Below are 21,284 nucleotides of genomic sequence, written 5' to 3'. Positions count from 1 at the left end.
TATCCTTTAAATAAGAATTTTTATTGATACGGAAATTATATAGTTAAATACAAAAAATCGTTTTTAATAAATAAGACTAATTAGCTCCCATAAGCTTTTTCCCAACTTTTAAGTTCGAAATTCGCCGAGTTTTTGATTGAGATTTTCCGTCATTTTACTCAAATGATCTGCCGCAGAAGCAATCTCTTCAACGCTACGGCTATTTTCGGTTGAGATTTTATTAATTTGAGCTATTTTAGCAATAATAATTTCGATTTCATTACCTGTTTTGAGGTAATCGTCAACGGTATTTTCGGTAATTTTCGTTACAGCATCAATCAATTGGAAGCTTTCTTGTAGGCTTGATTCTACTTTATGAGCACGATTGGCGAGGTCTTCGACTTTGTGAGAGTTTTGGCTCATCTGATCGCTTGAGTTGACGATGGCTTGGACGATAACGTTAATGGTCGCGTTAATTTCAAAAAGACTTTTTTGCGTTCTTTCGGCTAGTTTTCGTACTTCATCGGCAACGACCGCGAAGCCTCGTCCGTGTTCACCCGCGCGTGCGGCTTCTATTGCGGCATTGAGAGCCAAAAGATTTGTCTGGTCGGCGATATCGCTGATAACCGTTAAGACGCTTTTCACTTGCTCCGCATCGGCACTTAATTGGCTGAGTTTTTGCGCAAGTTCTATTTCGGTCATAGAGCTTTGTTGAATTTCTTTGGTTAGTTCGATAACGGCTTGACTGGCAGATCGGAGGGATTGGTTAGCTTTTGTCATATCCTCTTTGCTGTTTTTGGCATAAGACATCGATTGCGTCATATTGTTTTTGACTTGCTCTGCTTGCGTCGTTGTTTGCAAAACAATATCGGTTGATTGCTCGACTAATTTTTCGACATGTAACGAAGTTGTTGAAAGTTCGTAGGAGATAGAAGAGTTTTCGCTTGACATAGATTTGGCATTACAAATCAAATCATGGACTTTATCGATAAATCGATTGATTTGTTCACTCGCCTGTGCGATCTCATCCGTTCCTTTGACTTCCAATTTACGCGTCAAATCTCCGTTACCGCTTGAAAGCTCTTTTGCTTTCACAATTAAATGATGAAGCGGTTTTGCGATAATGCGGTTGATAATTTGCCAAATAATTATTAACATAACGATTGTCATGATAAGCGATGCGATAATGAGGGTATTGAGCAGTTTTTGGTTGGCGACTTGAAAATCGGCTTCGTTTGCTTCTGCGACTAAAATCCAATTCCATTTGTCAAACGGTTTAAAGCTGACGATTTTTTCTGCACCGTCTTGCGAAATATGAAATAAGCCTTGTTTTTGCGTCAGAATTTTTTTATCCAATTCAGATGCGATTTTTTTCGTATCGTATTGGGGATGAATGTCGTAAGATTCGCCTTTGGTATTAATCGCGTAGAAATAACCCGATTCGCCGATTTTCATTTGGCTAATCTGTTTTTTAAGGTTTTTTAAACCGTCGGTGAAGTTGTAACCGATAAAAAGAATACCCAAGACTTGGTCGTCTTCGATAATGGGCGCATAAACGGTAATGTAGTCTTTACCGAAGAGACGGGCATTGCCGATATAGTTTTGTTTACTCATAATCGGAGTATAAGCAGGGCTGTTTTTTCCTAAAAAAGTACCCATAGCACGGGAACCGTCTTCTTTTTTCAAAGAAGTTGAAATACGGACGAAATCATCGCCGCTTTTGACGAAAACGGTTGCAACGGCATCCGTTAAACTCGTGAAAGCGTCGACGGAAGCAAAATTGTTATTGAGCGTAAAATCACCGGCGGTGATGCGCGGAGTTTTAACCCCGTTTACATTGATAGTTTCGTTAGGATGGAGTGCAAAGCTACCGAATCGGGATTCAAAGATTCTATAGAGTTTCAAAGCCGTATCTTCCAATGCACTGTTGTAGACTTGTACGGTTCTTTCAAGTTCGGTGATACTCATCGTGATTTTTTGTTCGGTCTCTTGTTTGATATACGTACCTAAATAAAAGTTGATATATACGATAAATGCGAAAATAGAAATTGAAACGATTAGGACTTGTAAAATCGTCACTTTTTTAGCTAATGAATTCATCTGGAACCTCGCATTAAAATTATGTTGGAATAATAGTATGAAAAAAAACCTTTCGATAAGTTAAACGACACGCAAAAAGATAAATTATTATTTACCTTTTTAGAAAAAAGAACCTTATAAATCGTAACATGTAAAGAAATGCAACACTTGTTTACTACAAGCATACAAAATAAAAAATGAAGTCAGTAAGCTATTTTCATGCTACGCAATTAATGTAAGATTTCTCTGATACAATAGTGTCGGGCAAGATATCTTGGTTGCTACGGAGAGAAAAGGTTCCGGTTGAAGCCGGTTAAATTAAGCCATTTGTGCGTTCAAAACGAGCATTTGGATTTAATATCAATTTTAATTTAGTTTCGATATAGTTTTTTGTGAGTAAACCCATCGAGTAAAGGAGAAATAATGGCAGTAAAGATTAGTGATATTTGTATCGCATGCGGTGCGTGTATTGATGAGTGTCCTGTAAGTGCAATCGTTGACGATAGCGATAACCCGACAGGTGCCGATATTTATTATGTTTATGCAGATAAATGCGTTGAATGCGTAGGTCATCATGATGCGCCCGCTTGTGCGGAAGCCTGTCCAACGGAAGGTTGTATCGTATGGGATGCGCCATATCCCGGTCAACCTAGCCGTGACGAAATCGGTGCCGAGATGAGAAAAGGCACGACGCCTTGTGCTGAATAAGCTCATATGCAAAGAGGGACTTCCCTCTTTGTTTTTGATCAAAAATAAAATTTAATTGATATTAAAAAAAAATTCTGCTATACTCCCACGTTCTAATTCCCTGTAAAGTTTATAAAATTTAATGATCTATTTAGGAGAAAATTGTGGAAAACACACTATCCATTATTAAGCCGGATGCCGTAGCTAAAAACGTTATCGGTAAAATTGTTGACAGATTTGAATCAAACGGATTAAAAATTGCTGCAATGAAGAAAGTACAACTAAGCCAAGCCGATGCCGAAGCTTTTTACGCCGTTCATGCCAGTAGACCGTTTTTCGGCGATCTTGTTAAGTTTATGATTAGCGGTCCGGTAGTTGTTATGGTGCTAGAAGGCGAAAACGCGGTGGCAAAAAACCGTGAGCTTATGGGTGCAACAAACCCCAAAGAAGCTGCAAAAGGAACGATTCGTGCCGATTTTGCCGAGAGTATCGATGCCAATGCGGTTCACGGAAGCGACAGTTTGGAAAATGCAAAAATTGAAATTGATTTCTTTTTTGCACGAAGAGAGATTCTCTAATCCTTATGGTCGTCGAATTCAAAAAGATTCCCGTAAGCGGAATTCATTTTGAAACACATACGGGAGACGTACATTTTTGCGGCGAAGCCGTCAAAGTAGACAAGACTCTCGTCAAATGTAACGGAAAACTTTCAGGCACGCTTCAACATGCTTGCGATCGTTGTGCCGAAACGTTTTGTTTGCCGATTGAAGAGACGGTTGAAGTCTTTGCCAGCGAGGGGTTGTATACCGACAAAGAGGGTGAAGAACTTCTAAACGTAATAGAATTTTTTGAAGGTTCTATCGATTTTGACATGATGATGCAAAGTGAGATTGAAGCATTTAAAAGCGATTACCACTATTGTGGACAATGTGAATTATTAAAAGGAGAATAAAATGGCAGTACCAAAGAGACGCGTGAGCAAAACCAGAGCCGCAAAAAGAAGAACACATTATAAAGTAACTCTTCCTATGCCGGTTAAAGACAATGACGGCACATGGAAAATGCCTCATAGAATTAACAAAACAACAGGCGAATATAAAAACTAAATGCTAACAATAGCAATTGATGCCATGGGTGGGGACTTCGGTCCCGCGCCTATTGTTGAAGGAACGCTCCAAGCGCTAAGAGAGCGTCAGTTTAAGGCTTTATTGGTTGGAAATACGACCCTTTTAAAGCCGCTTATCCCCGAATCTTTTTTTGATCGAATCTGCTTTATCGAAGCAAACGATGTTTTAGATATGCATGAAGCGGCAACTAATGCGTTAAAACGTAAAGAAACCTCGATTTACAAAGCCGTCGATTTAGTACGTGACCGACAAGCCGATGCTATCGTATCGATGGGACACAGCGGTGCAACAATGAGTTTGGCGACGCTTCGCATCGGAAGGCTCAAAGGCGTACTTCGTCCCGCTATTGCGACTATGATGCCGACGGCGATATCCGGAAAGCTCAGTTTGGTTTTGGATGTCGGCGCCAACGTGGATTGTAAAGCGGAGCATTTGGTACAGTTTGCCGTTATGGGAGAAACGTACGTTAAGGACGTTTTGAAAATTGCTAAGCCGAAAGTAGGACTTTTGTCTAACGGTGAAGAAGAAAGCAAAGGCAACGAAACAACCAAAGAAGCATTTCTTAGTTTAAAAAGATTGGAAAGTTTCGTCGGAAACGTTGAGGGTAACAATATTTTTGACGGTTCCGTCGACGTGATCGTATGTGACGGTTTTGTCGGTAATATTTTACTCAAAACAAGTGAAGGCGTTGCCGATTCGATTACTAAGATTATCAAACAGAATGTGAGGCGTTCTCCTCTTGCAATTGCAGGTGCCGTATTAATGCGTAAAGTATTTACGGTCTTGAAAAAGCAAGTCGATTATGCGGAATACGGCGGAGCACCGTTAATCGGTATTAACGGGTGTGCTATTATCGGACACGGGAAAAGTAATGCAAAAGCCGTGAAAAACGCGATTTTTCAAGCTATCAATTTTTCTAATTCCAATATTAATACCGATATTGAAACCAAGCTAGAGCGTTTAGCTCACGCATAATAAAGGAGAGTCGTGTACGCATCGTTAAAATCGATCGGAGCTTATGTCCCTTCACGCATTTTAAGTAATGCCGACCTTGAAAAAATGGTCGATACCAGCGACGAATGGATTGAAAAACGTACCGGAATCAAAGAGAGGCGTATTGCCAGTGCCGAAGAATCAACCAGTGATTTGGGAACTAAAGCTGCTGAAATAGCCATTGCACGATCCGGTATCGCAAAAGAAGAGATCGATTTGATTATCTGTGCGACACTCTCTCCCGATCATCTTTGTATGCCCTCAACCGCATGTATTATTGCTGCAAAATTAGGGATTACGAATGTTATGGCCTACGACATAAGTGCGGCATGCAGCGGATTTGTTTACATGCTTTCCATTGCAAAGGCTTATATCGAATCGGGTATGAAGAAAAATATTCTGCTTGTCGGTGCCGAAAAGATTAGTAGCGTGGTGGATTATACCGACAGAGGAACGTGTATTTTATTTGGAGACGGAGCGGGTGCGGCTATTATCGGAGCAACCGACGATAAAAATGAAGCAATCGTAGACGTACATGCGTCGGCGGACGGAAATTATGCGGATTACCTTATTACTCCCGGTTGCGGATCCAAATATCCGTGTTCTCAAGAGACCTTAAACGATCGCCTCAATTTTATTAAAATGAAGGGCAACGACGTTTATAAAGTTGCCGTAAAAACATTAACCAACGATGTCGTAGATATTTTGCAAAGTAACGGTCTCGAAGCATCGCAAGTCGATCATTTTATTCCTCATCAAGCCAATTTCCGTATCATTGATGCAGTGCGGGAAAAACTCAATTTTCCGATCGAAAAAACCGTTTTAACGGTTGAAAAATACGGCAACACCTCCGCAGCATCTATTCCGATGGCGATCAACGATGCTTATGAAGAGGGGCGTATTCATAAAGGTGATTTGATGCTTCTTGATACGTTCGGAGGCGGTTTTACGTGGGCGAGTGCTCTCGTACGATTTGGCGGAAATTAAATTAAGGAATAATCTTTACATGTAAGCTTTTCGGCATTACATGTAAAGCATAACGTGCATCAAAGAATTTTATGAAGCGTCGTAGCTTTACGCATCCATGCTTCCAACTCATCCCACTGTTCCGCTTGAATCATCTGTTTTGATTTTTCCAACTCTTCTTCAAAAATTTCAATCGAACGCAAAACATTTTCTTTATTTTGCTTAAAAATATTCGACCACATTTGCGGCGAACTCTTTGCGACGCGACTCATATCTTTGAACCCGCCGGCCGCTAATGACAAGATGCTTTTGGGGTCTTCTTGCCCCATAACCGTATTGGCCAAAGCGTAGCTAATCACATGCGGTAAGTGGGAGATAAACGAAGCGTGCGCATCGTGTGCGCTTGGATCCATAAAAACGATTTTCATACCGATATGTGAAAAGATTTGAATCGCTCTGTTTTTGTGTTGTTCGCTATTGTGATACGTGTCGCACAATACAACAATCTTATCGTGATAGAGTTCGGCGACGGCAGCACTCGGACCAAATTTTTCCGTACCTGTCATCGGGTGTGCCGCAATAAAATTTTGGCGAATAGACTCGGGAACGGAATCGACGATTTGAGCTTTCGTACTTCCCAAATCAATAATTGTCGTTTCGGGAGAAACGTCTTGCATCTCCTGCATCGCTTTGATGATACCCCCGACGGGTATAGCTAAAAAGATGACGTCGCATTGTTTGATTTCCGAGAATGAGACGATTTCTTCCACAAGACCTAATTTTAAAGCTTCTTCGCAGTGGCTGAGATTATGATCGAAACCGACGATTTTAGAGACAAATTTTGTATGTTTAAGGGCAATACCGAGCGATCCTCCCATAAGCCCAAGTCCGACAATTCCGACGACCATTTTTTCTCCTTTATGCACTCTTGCCAAGTGCCTTTTCAAGACCATTTAAAGGTTTAATAGGCACTTAATTCTAGAGATGGTATTATATTTCAAAATATCTAAAAATTATATTCTAGGGCGAATCAGTATGAAAAAAATAACTGCGTTGTCTCTTGTTGTCGCCACTTCATTGTGTGCGGCTCAACTCAAAAGCCTTCAATTTGACGGTTTGATCCATCTCTCTCCTGAGACGGCTTCGGAAATGATCGATATGCGAGCCGGCGACTCCGTCGATATGGAAAAGATCGACAAAGCGATCAAAACCCTCTATAAACAAAACTACTTTGAGGATGTGTGGGTTGAAGAAGTTAGTGAAGGAGCGCTCCTTTTTCACGTGAAAGAAAAACCGGTTATCGCCAAAGTCGATTTTTTAGGTATTAGCGATAGCGATAAAGACGAAATTGCAAAGCTTGCCGGTATTAAAAAAGGCGAAGTGTACGATGCGGAACGTGCAGAAGTCTCTAAGCTCAAAATTATTAAATTTTACGAAGACAAAGGCTATTTTGACACGGTCGTCGAAATTAAAACGTCGCCGATGAGTGAAAAACTATCGTTATCGCTTGACTTTGCCATTAACCGCGGTGAAAATATCGTTATTAAAAAAGTCACTTTATGCGGTTCCAAAGCCCTTGATTATGACGACGTCGAACCCAATATCGCCAATAAAGAGGCAGAATGGCTTCCGTGGATGTGGGGCTTTAACGACGGGAAATTGCGTACGGGCGATTTGGAACACGATTCGGCTCGTATCAAAGATACGTATATGCAAAAAGGCTATTTGGATTGTGAAGTCAGCCAGCCGTTCCTTCGAACGTATATGGACAGCTATACCGCCGATTTAGCATACAGTATTAACGAAGGCGAACAATATAAAGTCGGTACGATCAATATCGATATTCCGGACGGATTTATCGATGTGAATGCAGTAATCGAAGAGATGTTCCTTCAAAACGGTAAAGTCTTCAACGTTGCCAAATTACGTAAAGATATGACGTTGATTGAAACAAAAGTTGCCGATCTAGGATATGCTTTTGTAAAAGTCTCTCCCGATGTTAAAAACGATAAAACAAACCATATTGCCAATATCGTCTATCGTGTCGTTCCCGGTGAAAAAGTGTATATTAATAGCGTGCGTATTGCAGGTAATAGCCGTACGATCGATCGCGTCGTTCGACGTGAAGTTTATTTGGCGAACGGCGATCTTTACAGTCGTACGGACGTAGACGATACGAAAAAAGCATTAAAACGAACCGGTTACTTCGAAGACGTGGAGATTAAAGAAGAGCGTTTAAGTAAAAATAGCGTTGATTTAGTGATTAACGTTAAAGAGGCTTCGACCGGAACCATTAGCGGCGGTATCGGTTACGGTTCTTCAGACGGATTGCTTTTGAGCGCCAGCCTCTCCGACGGTAATATCTTCGGATCGGGCTTGCGTGCCGGTATTGACGTCGAAAGAAGCGATAAAGAACTTAACGGAGCGATTTCTCTTGCGAATCCGAGGTTGTTTGATTCGGTGTACAGCTTAAGCGGGAAAATTTATGCCGCCGATAACGACTACTACGACTACGACGAAAAGAAATACGGATTTAATGTTGTTTTAGGACGCAAAATTGCCCGTAACTGGGGCGTCTCTCTTGGATATATCCTCCAACAAAGTAAATTGGATATTGACAGTACCGATTTATTGTATACAAAATATAAAGACGTTTTATGGACAGACGAAACAACGATTAAAAGTTCTGTGGTTCCTGGAATCTCCTTTAATAACACCGACGATTATTATCTTCCACGTAGCGGTATGACGGCGAGTACAACATTGGAGATCGCAGGTCTCGGCGGAGATGAAAAGTTTATGAGCAGCGTGAATAAGTTTGCCATTTATTACGGATTGCAAGATTTAATCGATTACGATTTAATTTTACGCTACAAAGCGCAATTTAAATACCTTGCGATTAACGATTCTGACGAAAAATACTCTTTCGGCGAAAAGTTTTATATGGGCGGCGTGCGTACCATTCGCGGTTATGAATCCAACTCAATTTCTCCAAAAGCTCCGGAAGATCATAGTACCCTGCTTGGCGGCAACACAATGTTCGTGAATTCGATTGAGATGAGTATACCGTTGATTGAGCGTCTGAAAATGCGCGGTGCTTTCTTCTTGGATTACGGTATGATCGGCGAGGACAGCTTGGACATTAAACGAGCCGGCACCGGTTTTGCTTTAGAATGGATTTCGCCTCTTGGTCCTATTAACTTGATTTTTGCTGAACCTTTAATGAAAGAAACCGGCGATCGAACCGCAACGTTTGAATTTACGATCGGACAAAAATTTTAAATTATCTTGTAGAGGGTGAGCTTTACAAACCCTCTTCTTCTTAGTTCCCTCAATTTTTTATAAAGATTTAATAATGATTGCAAACGATGCAGGTTTCAGAAGTTGTTTGATTTGTTCTTTTGCTAAGAAAAGTTTACTTTGGCTTTGAATCGTGAGCGTATGGTTTTGATAGCTTAATACAACGGGGCTTTGCCGTAAATCGCTATTGATGGCTTTGGAAAGAGCCAGTAAAAAGCTCAGCCATTGTACAGTTTGTATATCGGGGAGCAAAGCTTTATAAATGAGCATATCTTCAACACTCGGTAATTTATTGACATGATACTTCACTAACATCGCAATCAGCATTTTTTGTTCGTGAGAGAAGCCGTAATTGAGGTTATTTAAGATGAAGTAGAAACTGTGTAGTTGGTTTTGGTAAAAGCCGAGCTTTGTTCCGATTGTATGAAGTTCGGCAGCAACACCTAGTTCTTGTTTGTAGTCCGAAGAAATACCGTGAATCGGTAAGAGTACGTCAAAAAGAGTTAACGCTGTTTGTTTAATAAAAAGATTTTCTTTTTCGGTCATACTAAAACGGTCTTTAAGGCTTCGAAGGCTCAGTTTAAATTCCGGATGAAACTTGTGGTGGCAAGAGCGTAAAAGATCACACAAATAAGCTCCTTCTCGTATGCCTGCACCGCTGGTAACGATATGCGAAATTCCCAATTTTTGATAAATGGATTGGAAAATGATACACCCCTCTCGCATCGTATCAAGACGGTCTTTACGAATTCCTAAATCTTTTAATCCTAAAACGTCCGAATTAACAATGGCATCGATAAATTCGGTATATTCGTCTACGTCGTATTCAAACCCGTGAACGGTTTTAAGAGGATAATTCATACGCTCCATAATGATTTTGGAAAGTGAACGTAAAGTACCGCCGATACCGATCATTGCATGCGCACTAAAACGTTGCGGAATTTTTTCTATCTCTTGGTGAAGAAAAGCGCGAACATTTTGAAGCGGAATTTTTTTATCGAAAAATAGTTCTTTAAGACGAACGGTACCGATATTAAGCGAGATCGTTTCAACAATCGTTCCGTTTTCGATTTTGGCAAGTTCCGTCGAGCCTCCTCCGATATCAATCGTTACGGCGTCTTGTAGCTCTTTAAGGTAATTCAGGGCACCTACGGCACCGTAATACGCCTCTTTAGGTCCTTCGATAATTTTGATTTGGATGTTGAGCTCGGAGTGAATCTTGCGAATAAAAGCAGAGGCATTGGGTGCATCGCGAAGGGCCGAAGTTGCAAGACAAAGCGTTTTCGTGCATTTAAAGCTCTTAATAATATGTCCGAACTCTTCCAACGCGATATAGGCACGTTTTAAAGCGGGCTCTTGTAAAATGCCGTTGAAATTGTAGGCACCTTCTCCGATTCTAACGCGACTTTTGGTTTCATGAATCAAATGAAAAGCAAAACGGCTGCTCTTCTCAAAAATAGCCATCCGAGCGGAGTTAGATCCGATATCAATAATGGCCGTTCGCTTAGACATTAATTGTCGCTGTTGAGTTGTTCGTATTTGAGTTTAAGCTCTTCGACGCTCTCGATATTATCGGGATCGGGGATGATGCACTCTACGGGGCACACTGAGATGCACGCCGGTTCGTCATAGTGACCTACACACTCGGTACAGACATCAGGATCGATAATATAAATCGGATCAGATTCTTCAATCGCGCCGTTTGGACACTCGTCGCGACACGCGTCACAGGCGATACACTCTTCGGTAATCATTAGAGACATTGGCTTTCCTTACGACTAAAGTCAATTTTGTTGACGAGTTTATACACTAAAAATACTTTAACGAAATTTAAAGAGCGTGTTTTCGCAAAGGAAGCAGAAGCGTAGCAATCGTACCTTGAGCATCGTCACGATTTTTGAGAGAAATGCGAGCACCGATAGCATCGGCGGCATTTTTGGCGAGAAAGAGTCCTAATCCGGCACCCGTTTGGTTACCGTAGCGTTTAAAAGGCGCAAAAAGGTCTTTATTTTCGTCGATACCGATACCCTCATCAATGACGTGAACAAAAAATCCGTCTTTATTTAGATAAGATCGAATCGTTATTTTTCCGCCTTTGGGAGTAAATTTAACGGCATTTTGGACGAAATTTTGCAAGATATGCATTAAAAGAGTCGGTTGGGTCAGGATTTTGTATTGTTCGGGTGAAATCTCTTCGACGATCTCTTTCTCTTCCATTTTCGCTAAAATCGTGTAGTTGGTGATTTGTTCTTTTAAAAAGCTTATCAAATCGATTTCGACGGGTTTTTCAAATTGGGCCCCCTCTTGGCGTCCGATCTCTAGAATATTACTGATCATTTTATTCATATCGTTGATGGTTTGGTTATTGCTTTTAAGCGTTTCGATGTATTTTTCATTTTCTCTGGGTTTTAAAAGCGTCACTTCATTTTTAGTTTTCATAACGGCAAGGGGCGTCTTAAGTTCATGTGCCGCACCGATAAAGAGCTCTTTTTGAGAGTTCACGAAAATCTGAATACGCTCAACAAGTTTATTGATACTATTGCCTAAGGGCAAAAATTCGTTAGGAAGTTTTTGCGTATTGATTTTTTGTAAAAAATTTTCGTTCATACTGGCAAGTTTACTGGTTAAAGAGCGTATCGGTAGCACTAACATACGTGAAAGAAAAAGTGCGTAAAAAAGGATGAGAAAGATTGCCGTTAAGTTGATAATTAAGATGTTTTTTAAGATTTTATCGAGTAAAACATAGGTGTTGGAGATGTTCTTGGTAATGGAAATGAAATGATGTTGGCGTTTTTCCAGCGGATAAAAAATCGTTAAGAAGTTTTCTCCGTTTTGTTCGCTCTGCTCAAAGGTCGGGACATCGGGCTGATTGACGCGTATAGCGATGGTTACTTGGACATCGGAGGGACGATTGATAGAGCTAAGGGATGGATCGAAAATATTAATTCCCATACGTTCAATCGAGCTCACGCGCGAGGTGGCAATAATATGAGCCTGCTTTGTTAATTCTTGAATAATATCTTCAAAAATGGAAATTTTGATGTAGTTGTAGAGAATAACGGAAAAAATTACAATCAGTGTCGCCGAAGCGGACACCAATTGTAAAATAAAACTATCTCTTATACTTTTTTGGGAAAGCAAAATCGGTAACCTCTTCGTCTAACGGTTTCAATCGTCGAAATTTCCAACGGTTTGTCCATTTTTTGGCGAATTTGGTTAATAGCAACTTCGATGACGTTCGGCGTAACGAGTTCGGGTTCTTCCCAAATCGCATCTAAAAGTTGTTCTTTAGAGACGATTTGATCGCTATGGCGTGCAAGATGCGTTAGCACTTCGAACGGTTTACCTTTAAGCTCGATCTCTTGACCTTTATAGGTAATTTTTTCTTCATCCGGATCGATCGTCAAATCGTCGATTTTAATCACGTTCGTACCGCCGAAGCGCAAACGTGCTTCGATGCGTGCGACTAAAATATCAAAATCGAACGGTTTGCGGATATAGTCGTCCGCACCGGCTTTAAGAGCTTTGATTTCACTCTCTTTGTCGTCTTTAGCAGAGATAATGACCGCTGCGGTACGAGGCGATTTTTGTTTAATGAGGTTGATGAGATCGACACCGTCGCCATCAGGAAGCATCCAGTCCGTGAGTACAAGGTCGTAATTTCGAATACCGATGTAGTATTCGGCGTCTTTATAATTTTCGGAACTATCGGTTTGGTAGCCGAATTCTTGCAAACCTTCGGCAATGGTTTTATTGAGGGTTACTTCATCTTCTACGATTAAAATTCGCATTATAAAATCCTTAGTTGCTAAAATTTAAACGGGATTATACCACAACTTTAGCTAGATTTAAAGTTTTTTTAATGAGAATTTAATTTTTATTACGTTTGATTTTCTGCGTAAGCCCTACGACGGCATTTGCTAAGATCGTAGGTTTTAAAAGGGTGAGTTTTACTTTCTCTATCGGCGGATATTTTTCCAACAATTTTTGCAATAAATCTTCAAGAGCTTCTTCAATCAAAGCGTAGCGTTCACGTTGCATCGTTTGCTCTAAAAAAGTTGCGATCTCGGCATAATCGATAAAAGAGCCCGTTTGATAGGTGTAGTCGATGGTGACATGTAAAACGACTGGTTGAGGCGTTACACGTTCCGTATCCAAAATACCGATAATGGTTTCAAACCGAAGCTCTTTGATGAGAATGCGCATTAAACGACTTTCGATTCTTTACCTTGAAAAAGTCGTACGATATTGGGAATATGTTTGTATACGATGATAAATGCGATCATGTAAAGAGGTGCATGCGAATGAATGCCGTGCATATCGGGTGTTATCAAATAGGACGCAACGATCAGCGTTAAAAGTGCCGATAACGAAGAGATTGAAGAAATTTTAAGTCCTTTGCCGACGATAAACCAAACGATGAAAGCAATAAGCGTCTCGAGAGGAAGCATCACGAAGAGCACGCCCGCACCCGTTGCGACGCCTTTGCCTCCTTCGAATTTAAGGTAAGGACTGTAGCAATGTCCGATAACCGCGAAAACCGCAATCGCCCAAAGCGTTTCGCTCTCGAGCCCTATCATTTTTGCAATCAAGAGAACGACGATGCCTTTCAATGCATCGCATACGACGGTTAAAATGGCTAGTTTTTTCGCCAACGAGGGGTTGCTCTCTTTTAAAACGCGAAGAACGTTTGTCGCGCCGATACTGCCGCTTCCGCTCTCTCGAATATCTTTCCCCGTAAGGCTTTTTGCGAGCAATAACCCAAAAGGTATGCCGCCGATTAGATACGCTAAAATATAAAATTGAACGTTGATATTAAACAAAAACTCCACGAATGCTGTCCTTGCATTTAAGATGATGAGGGCAGTATAGCAATTATTTTGTTATTATTCCTTTAACGCTATAATGCGGTTTTTCGAGATAGTCAAAGGATGGGAGCATGGATCATCAAGCGTTAAAAGCAGCGATTTTAGAACTCAAAAAAACCTTACATGTCAGTATCGTTGCCCATTTTTATCAAAAAGACGAAGTTTTTGAATTAGCCGATTTTACGGGAGATTCGTTGCAACTTGCCCAATGGGCCGCCAATGACACCAATCCAAATTTACTGTTTTGCGGCGTGGGATTTATGGGGCAAAGCGTCAAAATTTTAGCTCCGAGCAAACGCGTCATGATGCCTAAAATTGCCTGTTGCGCTATGGCAAGAATGATTGACGTGGCGTATTACGAGCAAAACGTTCACATCATGGAAGAAGCGGGTATCGCCAAAGAAGACATTTTGCCCGTGACGTACATTAACTCTTCGGCGGAAGTGAAAGCGGCCGTCGGGAAAATGGGCGGATTGGTATGCACCAGCTCCAATGCTAAAAAAATTATCGTTAAAGCGCGTGAAAGCGGCAAAAAAATACTTTTCGTACCCGATCGTTGCTTGGGTCAAAATATTGCGAAAGAGATGGGATTGCGTTCCTGCGTCATCGGAGACGAGACGGACGTAAAGGCAGCGGATATTATCTGTTACAACGGGTTTTGTTCGGTACACCAGCTTTTCGACGTTGAGGATATTGCTTTTTACCGTGCGAAGTATCCGGGTATTTTAATCGTCACGCATCCCGAATGCAAACCCGAAGTATGCGACCAATCCGACTTTGTCGGCTCGACCAGTCAAATTATCGATTTTGTTACCAAGCTCCCTAAAGAACAGAAGGTGGCGATAGGCACCGAATACAATATGATCAAACGTTTACGCCACGACAATACGTACGTCCTTTCATCTTCTAAGCCCGAGTGTCCGACCATGAATGAAACGACGCTTGAAGATGTCTATCGCACGCTTATCAGTATTCAAGAGGGGCGATTCGAGAATGAAATATCGATTTCGGAAGAGACGCGTTTTTGGGCGCACAAAGCACTCTACAGGATGTTTGAACTATGATTAAAACGTTTGTCAAAAAGGCGTTGGAAGAAGACGTCGGCAGAGGCGATTTATTTGCGTTGGTCGGAAAAGAGAGTTTTGCCACCGCTGCGATCATTTGCAAAGACGAAGGCGTTTTTGCCGGTAAACCGTACGTCAAAGCATTGTGTAAAATGAACAAGCTTGATATTACGTTTTATTTTGAAGACGGCGATACGCTTCACAAAGGCGATTTGGTCGCTCTTATTGAGGGAAAATCAACCCATATTTTACGGTGTGAACGCGTGATTTTGAATCTCATGCAACATGCCAGCGGCATCGCGAGCAACGTTGCTTCGTATAAAAAAGCGTTGGAAGGGTATACGCTTAAACTTTTAGATACGCGAAAAACGAGACCCCATTTACGTATTTTCGAAAAATACGCCATTCGTTGCGGTGGCGGCAACAACCACCGTATGGGACTTGACGATTGTTTGATGCTCAAAGACACGCATCTGCAAACCATCGACGATTTAAAACGATTTATCGAAGAAGCACGGGAAAAACTTCCCTTTACATGTAAGATCGAAATCGAATGCGAAACGGTCGATTTTGCAAAGTTTGCGATGCAATGCGGCGCCGATATCGTTATGTGCGATAATATGTCTCACGATACGATTTGCGAAGTGGTCGCATACAAAAAACAGTTTTTCCCGCATGTCCTTTTGGAGGCAAGCGGCAATATCACGAAGGAAAATATCGTTTTATATGCACAAACGGGCGTTGACGCGATTAGCAGCGGCAGTTTGATCCATCATGCGACATGGCTTGATTTTTCGATGAAGATTACGCACAAAACCGTAATTTAATACCTAAAGGATAATGCGTGGCGGATGACCAAGAAAAGACCGAAGAAGCCACGTCCAAGAAAATAGAAGATGCGCGCAAAGACGGAAACGTTCCCAAGAGTATGGATACGTCGGCGTTCATTACGCTGATCGTCGCGCTGGGAACGTTTTTAGCGATGCTATCGTGGATCGAGTCGCGAACGGTTTATTTGTATTACTACTATCACTCCCTCATCGGCGTCGAGATTACCAAAGAGGTTGTTTTACAAATGTCGCTTATATCGTGTCGAGAAGTGATTTTTATGGTTATTCCCTTAGCGGTTGCCGTCGCAATAGCGGGTATTTTGGCAAACGTGCTTCAAACGGGCTTTATTTTTACCACAAAACCGCTGATGCCCGATCTCAGCAAATTAGATCCGATGAAAGGGCTTAAAAATCTTCTTTCGTTAAAAAAATTGGTTGAGACGGTTAAAATTTTGATTAAAGTCAGTATCGTAATGTGGGTTGCCTACTACTTTTTATGGTCGTTTACCAAAGAATTGCCGACGGTGATCTATTTCCCTTTATATGACCAACTGGCGTGGTTGAAAGAAAAGATGCTCATTCTTGCGGCGGTTATTTTAATTATTTTTCTGGTTATCGCGCTGATGGATCTTTTATTTGTACGTTATAACTATTTTAAAAATTTACGTATGAGCAAACAAGAGATTAAAGACGAGTATAAGCAGATGGAGGGTGATCCGAAAATCAAAGCGAAAATTCGCCAAATTCAAATGCAAATGACCCGCAAGCGAATGATGCAAGAGATTCCCGAAGCCGACGTCGTCATTACCAATCCGACGCACTATGCGGTTGCAATTCGCTACAACCAAGAAAAAGAGGCTGCGCCCAAAGTGATCGCAAAAGGAACTGATTACGTGGCACTTCGTATTAAAGAGATCGCACTCAACCATCAGATTCAAATCGTCGAAAATCCTCCCTTGGCTCGCGAGCTGTACAAAAAATGCGACTTGGGAGAAATCATTCCCGAAACCCTGTACAAAGCGGTTGCCGAAGTACTTGCCTTTGTCTATCGAAGTTCTAAAAAAATGAGATAATCTACTTATTAGCAATTATTAAGTATAATTTTGGCTTTATCTCAAGGTGGTTTATCGATGTATCAAGAGGCGTGGAAGCGAATGCTCGAAGCCAATCATATCGTTATTGTTTCCCACGTGCATCCCGACGGAGATACGTTGGGCAGTGCGTTAGCTTTGTACGACGTATTGACGCGTGCCGGGAAAAAAGTAACGCATTACAATACCAATAACGAATTGCCTAGAGTGTACGATTTTCTACCCGGTTTTGCGAAAACAAAGCATGTGTTGCCGAAGACATTTGATTTGGTCGTCAGTTGCGATTGTTCGACGCGAGATCGTTTGAAATTACCCAAGGGTGATTACGAAATCATTAACATCGATCATCACATCACCAATCGGTATTTCGGGCAAATGAACCTTGTGGTCGATCGTTTTACGAGTGCCGGAATGGTCGTGTATGAGCTACTTAAAGCTAACGAAATCGAGATAAGCAAAGAGTGCGCAATATGCCTTTATACGGCGATTGCCGATGATACGGGGTTTTTCCTCTACGGCGATATGGATGCATTAACGTTTTCGATCGTATCGCATCTTGTCAAATGCGGAGCTAATCCGCAAGAGATTGCTTCGAAAGTAAAACGAAGAGAACCTTTATCGAAAATCAGGCTTTACGGCTACATGTTAAATCATTTTGATTTGCATGAAAACGGCACGATTGCCACGATTATCTTTGATAAAGCGGCATTGGAATCGACCGGTGCAAAGCGGCACGATACGAAAAATATCATTAACATGTTGCGAAGCATCGTTAACGTGACCAGTGCGATTATGATTTTGGAAGAGAAAGAGGGAGGCTATAAAGTCTCGTTAAGAAGTAAAGATATTAACGTCTCGCAAATTGCGTTGGAGTATCAAGGCGGAGGGCATAAAACCGCAGCCGGTTTTGAGGTGCCCTCGTGTGATCCGGCGGTATTGAGAGACGAAATCGTAGCAAAAATTAAAAGGATTACTGAGGTATGAAACGACAACGTAAATTTTCATTAGCGGCATTAAGCTTAGGGATGATTTTTTTGATTTTAGTCGGCGGCGTAGCGTATGTTTTTAACTCAAGCCTTTTCGAAAGAGATGCACCGCAAGTCAATTTACCCAAAGAGATCGAATGGAATTTAAAAGATCCTATTCATATTCAAATTAGCGATCAAAGCGGATTAAAACGTGTGAAAGTCTCGTTATTCGACGGTGAAAAAAGCGTCGATTTGGAAAGTAAAGAGCTAAAAACGTCCGAGGCTCTTCTTGATTTGAACGTCACGTTCCCTAAAACCGGCTTCGGTGCTAATAAAAAACTGTTTGAATTAACCGTAGAAGCGATTGATCGAAGCAAATGGAACTTTTTTGCGGGCAATGCCGCACATGTCAAAGCAATCGTCAAAGTCGACACCAAACGCCCGGAAGTGACGATAGCGGGAAGTTCGTATAAAATTATGAAGGGCGGTGCCGCCGTCGTCGTTTTTAAAGCGCAAGACGAGGCGATGAAGTCGCTTTATATCGAGACGAATTTCGGCAAAAAATTCTATCCGACGCCTTTTTACAAAGAAGGGTATTATCTCTCTTTGGTCGCATGGCCGACGCAAGTCGAAAACTTTAGTGCCTCGGTCGTCGCAATCGATCGCGCCGGAAATATCACGAAAACGCATATTCCCTATTTTCTACAAGATCGTAAATACCGCACTTCGACGATTCAATTGGAAGATCGTTTCTTAGACGGTAAAATTGCCGATTTGGTCGCCGAGATGGCACCGGAACGCTCGAGCTTAGATCGTTTGGAAAAATTTAAATTCGTCAATGAAACCATGCGCGGCGGTAATGAAGAGTTGATCTTAAACGTAACTTCCAAAGTACCCACGACGCCGGTTCAAGGATTTTTCTTAAAGCCGTTTTATCCGTTGCGTAACGGTAAAGTCGTTGCAAGCTTTGGAGATCATCGTTTTTACGAATATCAAAAACAACCGACCAGCGAATCTTACCATCTAGGATTGGATTTGGCGAGCAATGCTCAAGCGACGATGCAAACCTCCAACGACGGCGTTGTTGTTTTAGCGCGTGAGAACGGTATTTACGGCAACAATATTATTATCGATCACGGCTTGGGTGTTTATTCGCTTTACGGTCACTGTTCTAGTTTTCTCGTAAAAGAAGGTGATGTGCTTAAAGCGGGCGATGCGATCGCAAAAACCGGTATGACGGGATTGGCGTTGGGCGATCACTTGCACTTTGGCATGTACGTTCAAGGCGTAGACGTAAGACCCGAAGAGTGGATGGATGAGCAATGGCTTAAAGAGAGCGTCTTTAACGTGATCGATGCCGCGAAAAAGTTGGTCGATCGATGAAAGTAACCCAAAAGAACGTGCGGGTATTTCATATAGAAATCGACGACGAGAGTGCTTTTTTAGAATATTTTAGAAAAAACAGTCCTCTTTTGAAGGAATTCTTTTTGCTTATCGAAGGGGAAATAACGCCGAAAATCGCCTTCGTTTTAGAGCAAAGCGGCGTTTGTTACAAAGAGATCAATCAGTGCCGTATTCGATTCGGGTCGATTAAAAAAGAAGCGGTAGCCGTAGAAGAGCCGTCCCAAAAAGAGACATGTGACGAAAAACCTTTATCTAAAGAGTCGCGTGAATTAACACAACAGCGTAAAGTAAAGCTCTACGATAGAACGATTCGTTCCGGCGAAGAGTTGCACGAAACGCTTCCGACGGTCATTTTCGGACGCATTAACAGCGGCGCGAAAGTCTTTTGTGAAGAGAGTATGAGTATTTATGGTATGATAGACGGATTAGTGCAGTGTGACGGCGAATACATTGTCTTAAGCGGAATCGGTTCAAGAGGGCACTTGATCTTCAACGGCCAAATCGTGGATAGCGAACAGATTCGAGCCAATGTATTGCAAAAAATTGTTATACGCGATCATGCGTTAGAAATAAAGGAAGTAGTGTGAAGCAAACAACACTCGCAAGAGCGATTAGTAGCTTAGGCATAGGATTACACAAGGGCGAACCGATTCAAATCCGCTTAGAACCCCTAGAAGCAAACAGCGGTGTCGTATTCTATCGAAGCGATATCGGTTTGTTGGTTCAGGCTAAGCCCGAAAACGTCGTTAATACGCAAATGGCTACGGTCATCGGTAACGCAAGCGGGTCGATTTCGACGATTGAGCATTTGCTCTCGGCAATCTATTCTTACGGTATTGATAACGTGCGCGTCGTATTGGACGGTCCTGAAGTTCCCGTGATGGACGGTAGTAGCGCCAGCTTTTGCATGATGTTGGACGAAGCGGGTATTCGTAAATTGGACGTGACGAAAAACGTTTTGATCCTCAAAAAAGAAGTCGAAGTAAGTGATGGTAAAAAATTCGTACGCGTGAGTCCGAGTTTAACGCCTCATTACAGTTTTGAAATCGAATTTTCCCACCCTTCTATCGGACGACAATCGTACAGTTTTGAATTTAGCAAGAAAAATTTTCTTGAAGAGATCGCCAAAGCTCGAACATTCGGTTTTCTCAAAGACGTGCAGATGTTGCGTTCACGAGGACTCGGACTCGGTGGTTCTTTAGACAATGCCGTTATTATGGATGAGCATAAGATTTTAAATCCCGAAGGACTTCGCTTTTCCAATGAATTCGTGCGTCATAAAATTTTGGACGCTATCGGCGATTTATCGCTTTTAGGTTCGCCTTTTGCGGGAAATTATACCTCTTTCGCCGGAAGCCACCATCTCAATCACGAATTAACCAAAGCGATTTTAAGGGATCCGAGTAATTATGAAGTCAGAGCGTTGAGTGACGAAAAAGCGCAAGCGTTCGAAAAGGTTTTTGCATAAAAACATCGGTCGACATCGTCGTTATAACATTAGCGTCTCCTCTTTATATAGGCGTATACGAAAACAATCGTTTGATTCAAACATACGAATCGAACGAACAAACAAGCGATGCATTGCCTGCACTTTTTGACGTTGTATTAAAAAACTACGTACCGAAAAGACTCTTTTTTGCCCGAGGCCCCGGAAGTTTTATGGCGATAAAAATCAGCTATATTTTTTTAAAAACGATGAGCATCGGTTTGCAAATTCCTCTTTTGGCATGCGACGGTTTTGCATTGAACGGCTCTGCGCCGATTCGAGCGATGCGCAATCTTTATTTCATCAAAGAAAACGACACGATTTCAACTGTCCGTCTCGACGAGCCCGTGACGCAACCGTTTACGTTGCCGACTTTGCTCGATGTTTCGCTCTTCGGCGAGGAGACGGAACCGCTTTACATGTTACCGGCAGTTTAGGAGAA

23 protein-coding genes are annotated in these 21,284 nt (G+C 41.8%); 15 read left to right on the top strand and 8 right to left on the bottom strand.

Going from position 1 to position 21,284, the window contains the following annotated elements; all coding sequences use genetic code 11:
- Positions 1–108: 108 nt before the first annotated feature.
- Positions 109–2,079, bottom strand: coding sequence for a methyl-accepting chemotaxis protein (locus tag NL930_RS12110; RefSeq protein ID WP_039671981.1), 1,971 nt, complete (start codon positions 2,077–2,079; stop codon positions 109–111).
- A gap of 402 nt (positions 2,080–2,481) precedes the next feature.
- On the opposite strand from NL930_RS12110, the gene NL930_RS12105 reads away from it, so the two are divergent.
- From NL930_RS12105 to NL930_RS12080, 6 genes are all read left to right on the top strand, one after another.
- A complete protein-coding gene (locus tag NL930_RS12105; RefSeq protein ID WP_039671982.1) occupies positions 2,482–2,766 on the top strand; it encodes an NADH-quinone oxidoreductase subunit I in 285 nt (94 codons plus the stop codon).
- Between the two features lie 143 nt (positions 2,767–2,909).
- Positions 2,910–3,323 carry a nucleoside-diphosphate kinase gene (gene ndk / locus NL930_RS12100; RefSeq protein WP_039671983.1) on the top strand — a complete coding sequence of 138 codons (414 nt, stop codon included), beginning with the start codon at positions 2,910–2,912 and terminating at the stop codon, positions 3,321–3,323.
- A gap of 5 nt (positions 3,324–3,328) precedes the next feature.
- Positions 3,329–3,697, top strand: a complete 369-nt coding sequence (locus tag NL930_RS12095) for a DNA-binding protein (RefSeq protein ID WP_039671984.1) — start codon at positions 3,329–3,331, stop codon at positions 3,695–3,697.
- Position 3,698: 1 nt separating this feature from the next.
- Positions 3,699–3,851 carry a 50S ribosomal protein L32 gene (gene rpmF, locus NL930_RS12090; protein WP_039671985.1) on the top strand — a complete coding sequence of 51 codons (153 nt, stop codon included), beginning with the start codon at positions 3,699–3,701 and terminating at the stop codon, positions 3,849–3,851.
- Positions 3,852–4,847 (top strand): phosphate acyltransferase PlsX, encoded by a 996-nt coding sequence (plsX, locus tag NL930_RS12085; RefSeq protein ID WP_254376837.1) that lies wholly within the window; start codon positions 3,852–3,854, stop codon positions 4,845–4,847.
- A gap of 12 nt (positions 4,848–4,859) precedes the next feature.
- The gene (locus NL930_RS12080; protein WP_254376836.1) at positions 4,860–5,852 is read left to right on the top strand and encodes a beta-ketoacyl-ACP synthase III; all 993 of its coding nucleotides are present in this window, start codon (positions 4,860–4,862) and stop codon (positions 5,850–5,852) included.
- 59 nt (positions 5,853–5,911) lie between these two features.
- Here NL930_RS12080 and NL930_RS12075 read toward each other — a convergent pair whose 3' ends face one another.
- Complete coding sequence (locus NL930_RS12075; RefSeq protein WP_039671988.1) at positions 5,912–6,739, bottom strand: prephenate dehydrogenase; 828 nt, start codon at positions 6,737–6,739, stop codon at positions 5,912–5,914.
- A 127-nt stretch (positions 6,740–6,866) separates the two neighbouring features.
- Between NL930_RS12075 and bamA the strand changes: the two genes are divergently transcribed.
- Positions 6,867–9,113 carry an outer membrane protein assembly factor BamA gene (gene bamA / locus NL930_RS12070; protein ID WP_254376835.1) on the top strand — a complete coding sequence of 749 codons (2,247 nt, stop codon included), beginning with the start codon at positions 6,867–6,869 and terminating at the stop codon, positions 9,111–9,113.
- Positions 9,114–9,170: 57 nt separating this feature from the next.
- On the opposite strand, the gene NL930_RS12065 is transcribed toward bamA, so the two are convergent.
- From NL930_RS12065 to plsY, 6 genes are all read right to left on the bottom strand, one after another.
- Positions 9,171–10,643: a Ppx/GppA phosphatase family protein gene (locus NL930_RS12065; RefSeq protein ID WP_254376834.1), complete on the bottom strand. Its 1,473-nt coding sequence runs from the start codon at positions 10,641–10,643 to the stop codon at positions 9,171–9,173.
- Positions 10,643–10,894, bottom strand: a complete 252-nt coding sequence (locus tag NL930_RS12060; protein ID WP_012856037.1) for a YfhL family 4Fe-4S dicluster ferredoxin — start codon at positions 10,892–10,894, stop codon at positions 10,643–10,645. Before NL930_RS12060 ends, NL930_RS12065 begins: the two co-directional genes overlap by 1 nt.
- Positions 10,895–10,961: 67 nt before the next feature.
- Positions 10,962–12,272, bottom strand: coding sequence for a HAMP domain-containing sensor histidine kinase (locus NL930_RS12055; protein WP_254376833.1), 1,311 nt, complete (start codon positions 12,270–12,272; stop codon positions 10,962–10,964).
- Positions 12,251–12,922 (bottom strand): homeostatic response regulator transcription factor HsrA, encoded by a 672-nt coding sequence (hsrA, locus tag NL930_RS12050; RefSeq protein WP_012856039.1) that lies wholly within the window; start codon positions 12,920–12,922, stop codon positions 12,251–12,253. The genes NL930_RS12055 and hsrA overlap by 22 nt, the downstream gene beginning before the upstream one ends.
- Before the next feature lie 79 nt (positions 12,923–13,001).
- Positions 13,002–13,337 (bottom strand): dihydroneopterin aldolase, encoded by a 336-nt coding sequence (locus NL930_RS12045; protein WP_039671991.1) that lies wholly within the window; start codon positions 13,335–13,337, stop codon positions 13,002–13,004.
- Positions 13,337–13,963, bottom strand: coding sequence for a glycerol-3-phosphate 1-O-acyltransferase PlsY (gene plsY / locus NL930_RS12040; RefSeq protein ID WP_060826758.1), 627 nt, complete (start codon positions 13,961–13,963; stop codon positions 13,337–13,339). The genes NL930_RS12045 and plsY overlap by 1 nt, the downstream gene beginning before the upstream one ends.
- Positions 13,964–14,070: 107 nt before the next feature.
- On the opposite strand from plsY, the gene nadA reads away from it, so the two are divergent.
- The 8 genes from nadA (at position 14,071) to NL930_RS12000 (ending at position 21,279) form a co-directional block, all read left to right on the top strand.
- Positions 14,071–15,063, top strand: coding sequence for a quinolinate synthase NadA (nadA, locus tag NL930_RS12035; protein WP_254376832.1), 993 nt, complete (start codon positions 14,071–14,073; stop codon positions 15,061–15,063).
- Entirely contained in the window at positions 15,060–15,890 is an 831-nt protein-coding gene (gene nadC / locus NL930_RS12030; RefSeq protein ID WP_254376831.1) for a carboxylating nicotinate-nucleotide diphosphorylase, read from the top strand. The genes nadA and nadC overlap by 4 nt, the downstream gene beginning before the upstream one ends.
- A gap of 17 nt (positions 15,891–15,907) precedes the next feature.
- Positions 15,908–16,966: a flagellar biosynthesis protein FlhB gene (flhB, locus tag NL930_RS12025; RefSeq protein ID WP_039671995.1), complete on the top strand. Its 1,059-nt coding sequence runs from the start codon at positions 15,908–15,910 to the stop codon at positions 16,964–16,966.
- Between the two features lie 57 nt (positions 16,967–17,023).
- The gene (locus NL930_RS12020; RefSeq protein WP_254376830.1) at positions 17,024–17,968 is read left to right on the top strand and encodes a bifunctional oligoribonuclease/PAP phosphatase NrnA; all 945 of its coding nucleotides are present in this window, start codon (positions 17,024–17,026) and stop codon (positions 17,966–17,968) included.
- Positions 17,965–19,335, top strand: a complete 1,371-nt coding sequence (locus NL930_RS12015) for a M23 family metallopeptidase (RefSeq protein ID WP_254376829.1) — start codon at positions 17,965–17,967, stop codon at positions 19,333–19,335. Before NL930_RS12020 ends, NL930_RS12015 begins: the two co-directional genes overlap by 4 nt.
- Before the next feature lie 104 nt (positions 19,336–19,439).
- Positions 19,440–19,943: a septum site-determining protein MinC gene (locus NL930_RS12010; RefSeq protein WP_254376828.1), complete on the top strand. Its 504-nt coding sequence runs from the start codon at positions 19,440–19,442 to the stop codon at positions 19,941–19,943.
- Positions 19,940–20,824 (top strand): UDP-3-O-acyl-N-acetylglucosamine deacetylase, encoded by an 885-nt coding sequence (lpxC, locus tag NL930_RS12005; protein WP_039671999.1) that lies wholly within the window; start codon positions 19,940–19,942, stop codon positions 20,822–20,824. Before NL930_RS12010 ends, lpxC begins: the two co-directional genes overlap by 4 nt.
- A 71-nt stretch (positions 20,825–20,895) precedes the next feature.
- Positions 20,896–21,279, top strand: a complete 384-nt coding sequence (locus NL930_RS12000; protein ID WP_254376827.1) for a hypothetical protein — start codon at positions 20,896–20,898, stop codon at positions 21,277–21,279.
- Positions 21,280–21,284 lie beyond the last annotated feature (5 nt).

This window comes from Sulfurospirillum sp. hDNRA2, assembly GCF_024206095.2.
GTDB lineage: Bacteria > Campylobacterota > Campylobacteria > Campylobacterales > Sulfurospirillaceae > Sulfurospirillum.
This window is presented reverse-complemented; position numbering and strand designations above follow the sequence as displayed.

What these genes read in the sequence shown, in the direction of transcription:
- NL930_RS12110 (WP_039671981.1), bottom strand. Translation starts at nt 2,079, where the DNA reads ATGAATTCATTAGCTAAAAAAGTGACGATTTTACAAGTCCTAATCGTT.
- NL930_RS12075 (WP_039671988.1), bottom strand. Translation starts at nt 6,739, where the DNA reads ATGGTCGTCGGAATTGTCGGACTTGGGCTTATGGGAGGATCGCTCGGT.
- NL930_RS12020 (WP_254376830.1), top strand. Translation starts at nt 17,024, where the DNA reads ATGTATCAAGAGGCGTGGAAGCGAATGCTCGAAGCCAATCATATCGTT.
- NL930_RS12060 (WP_012856037.1), bottom strand. Translation starts at nt 10,894, where the DNA reads ATGTCTCTAATGATTACCGAAGAGTGTATCGCCTGTGACGCGTGTCGC.
- rpmF (WP_039671985.1), top strand. Translation starts at nt 3,699, where the DNA reads ATGGCAGTACCAAAGAGACGCGTGAGCAAAACCAGAGCCGCAAAAAGA.
- NL930_RS12105 (WP_039671982.1), top strand. Translation starts at nt 2,482, where the DNA reads ATGGCAGTAAAGATTAGTGATATTTGTATCGCATGCGGTGCGTGTATT.
- NL930_RS12095 (WP_039671984.1), top strand. Translation starts at nt 3,329, where the DNA reads ATGGTCGTCGAATTCAAAAAGATTCCCGTAAGCGGAATTCATTTTGAA.
- nadA (WP_254376832.1), top strand. Translation starts at nt 14,071, where the DNA reads ATGGATCATCAAGCGTTAAAAGCAGCGATTTTAGAACTCAAAAAAACC.
- NL930_RS12065 (WP_254376834.1), bottom strand. Translation starts at nt 10,643, where the DNA reads ATGTCTAAGCGAACGGCCATTATTGATATCGGATCTAACTCCGCTCGG.
- NL930_RS12045 (WP_039671991.1), bottom strand. Translation starts at nt 13,337, where the DNA reads ATGCGCATTCTCATCAAAGAGCTTCGGTTTGAAACCATTATCGGTATT.
- hsrA (WP_012856039.1), bottom strand. Translation starts at nt 12,922, where the DNA reads ATGCGAATTTTAATCGTAGAAGATGAAGTAACCCTCAATAAAACCATT.
- NL930_RS12015 (WP_254376829.1), top strand. Translation starts at nt 17,965, where the DNA reads ATGAAACGACAACGTAAATTTTCATTAGCGGCATTAAGCTTAGGGATG.
- bamA (WP_254376835.1), top strand. Translation starts at nt 6,867, where the DNA reads ATGAAAAAAATAACTGCGTTGTCTCTTGTTGTCGCCACTTCATTGTGT.
- nadC (WP_254376831.1), top strand. Translation starts at nt 15,060, where the DNA reads ATGATTAAAACGTTTGTCAAAAAGGCGTTGGAAGAAGACGTCGGCAGA.
- plsX (WP_254376837.1), top strand. Translation starts at nt 3,852, where the DNA reads ATGCTAACAATAGCAATTGATGCCATGGGTGGGGACTTCGGTCCCGCG.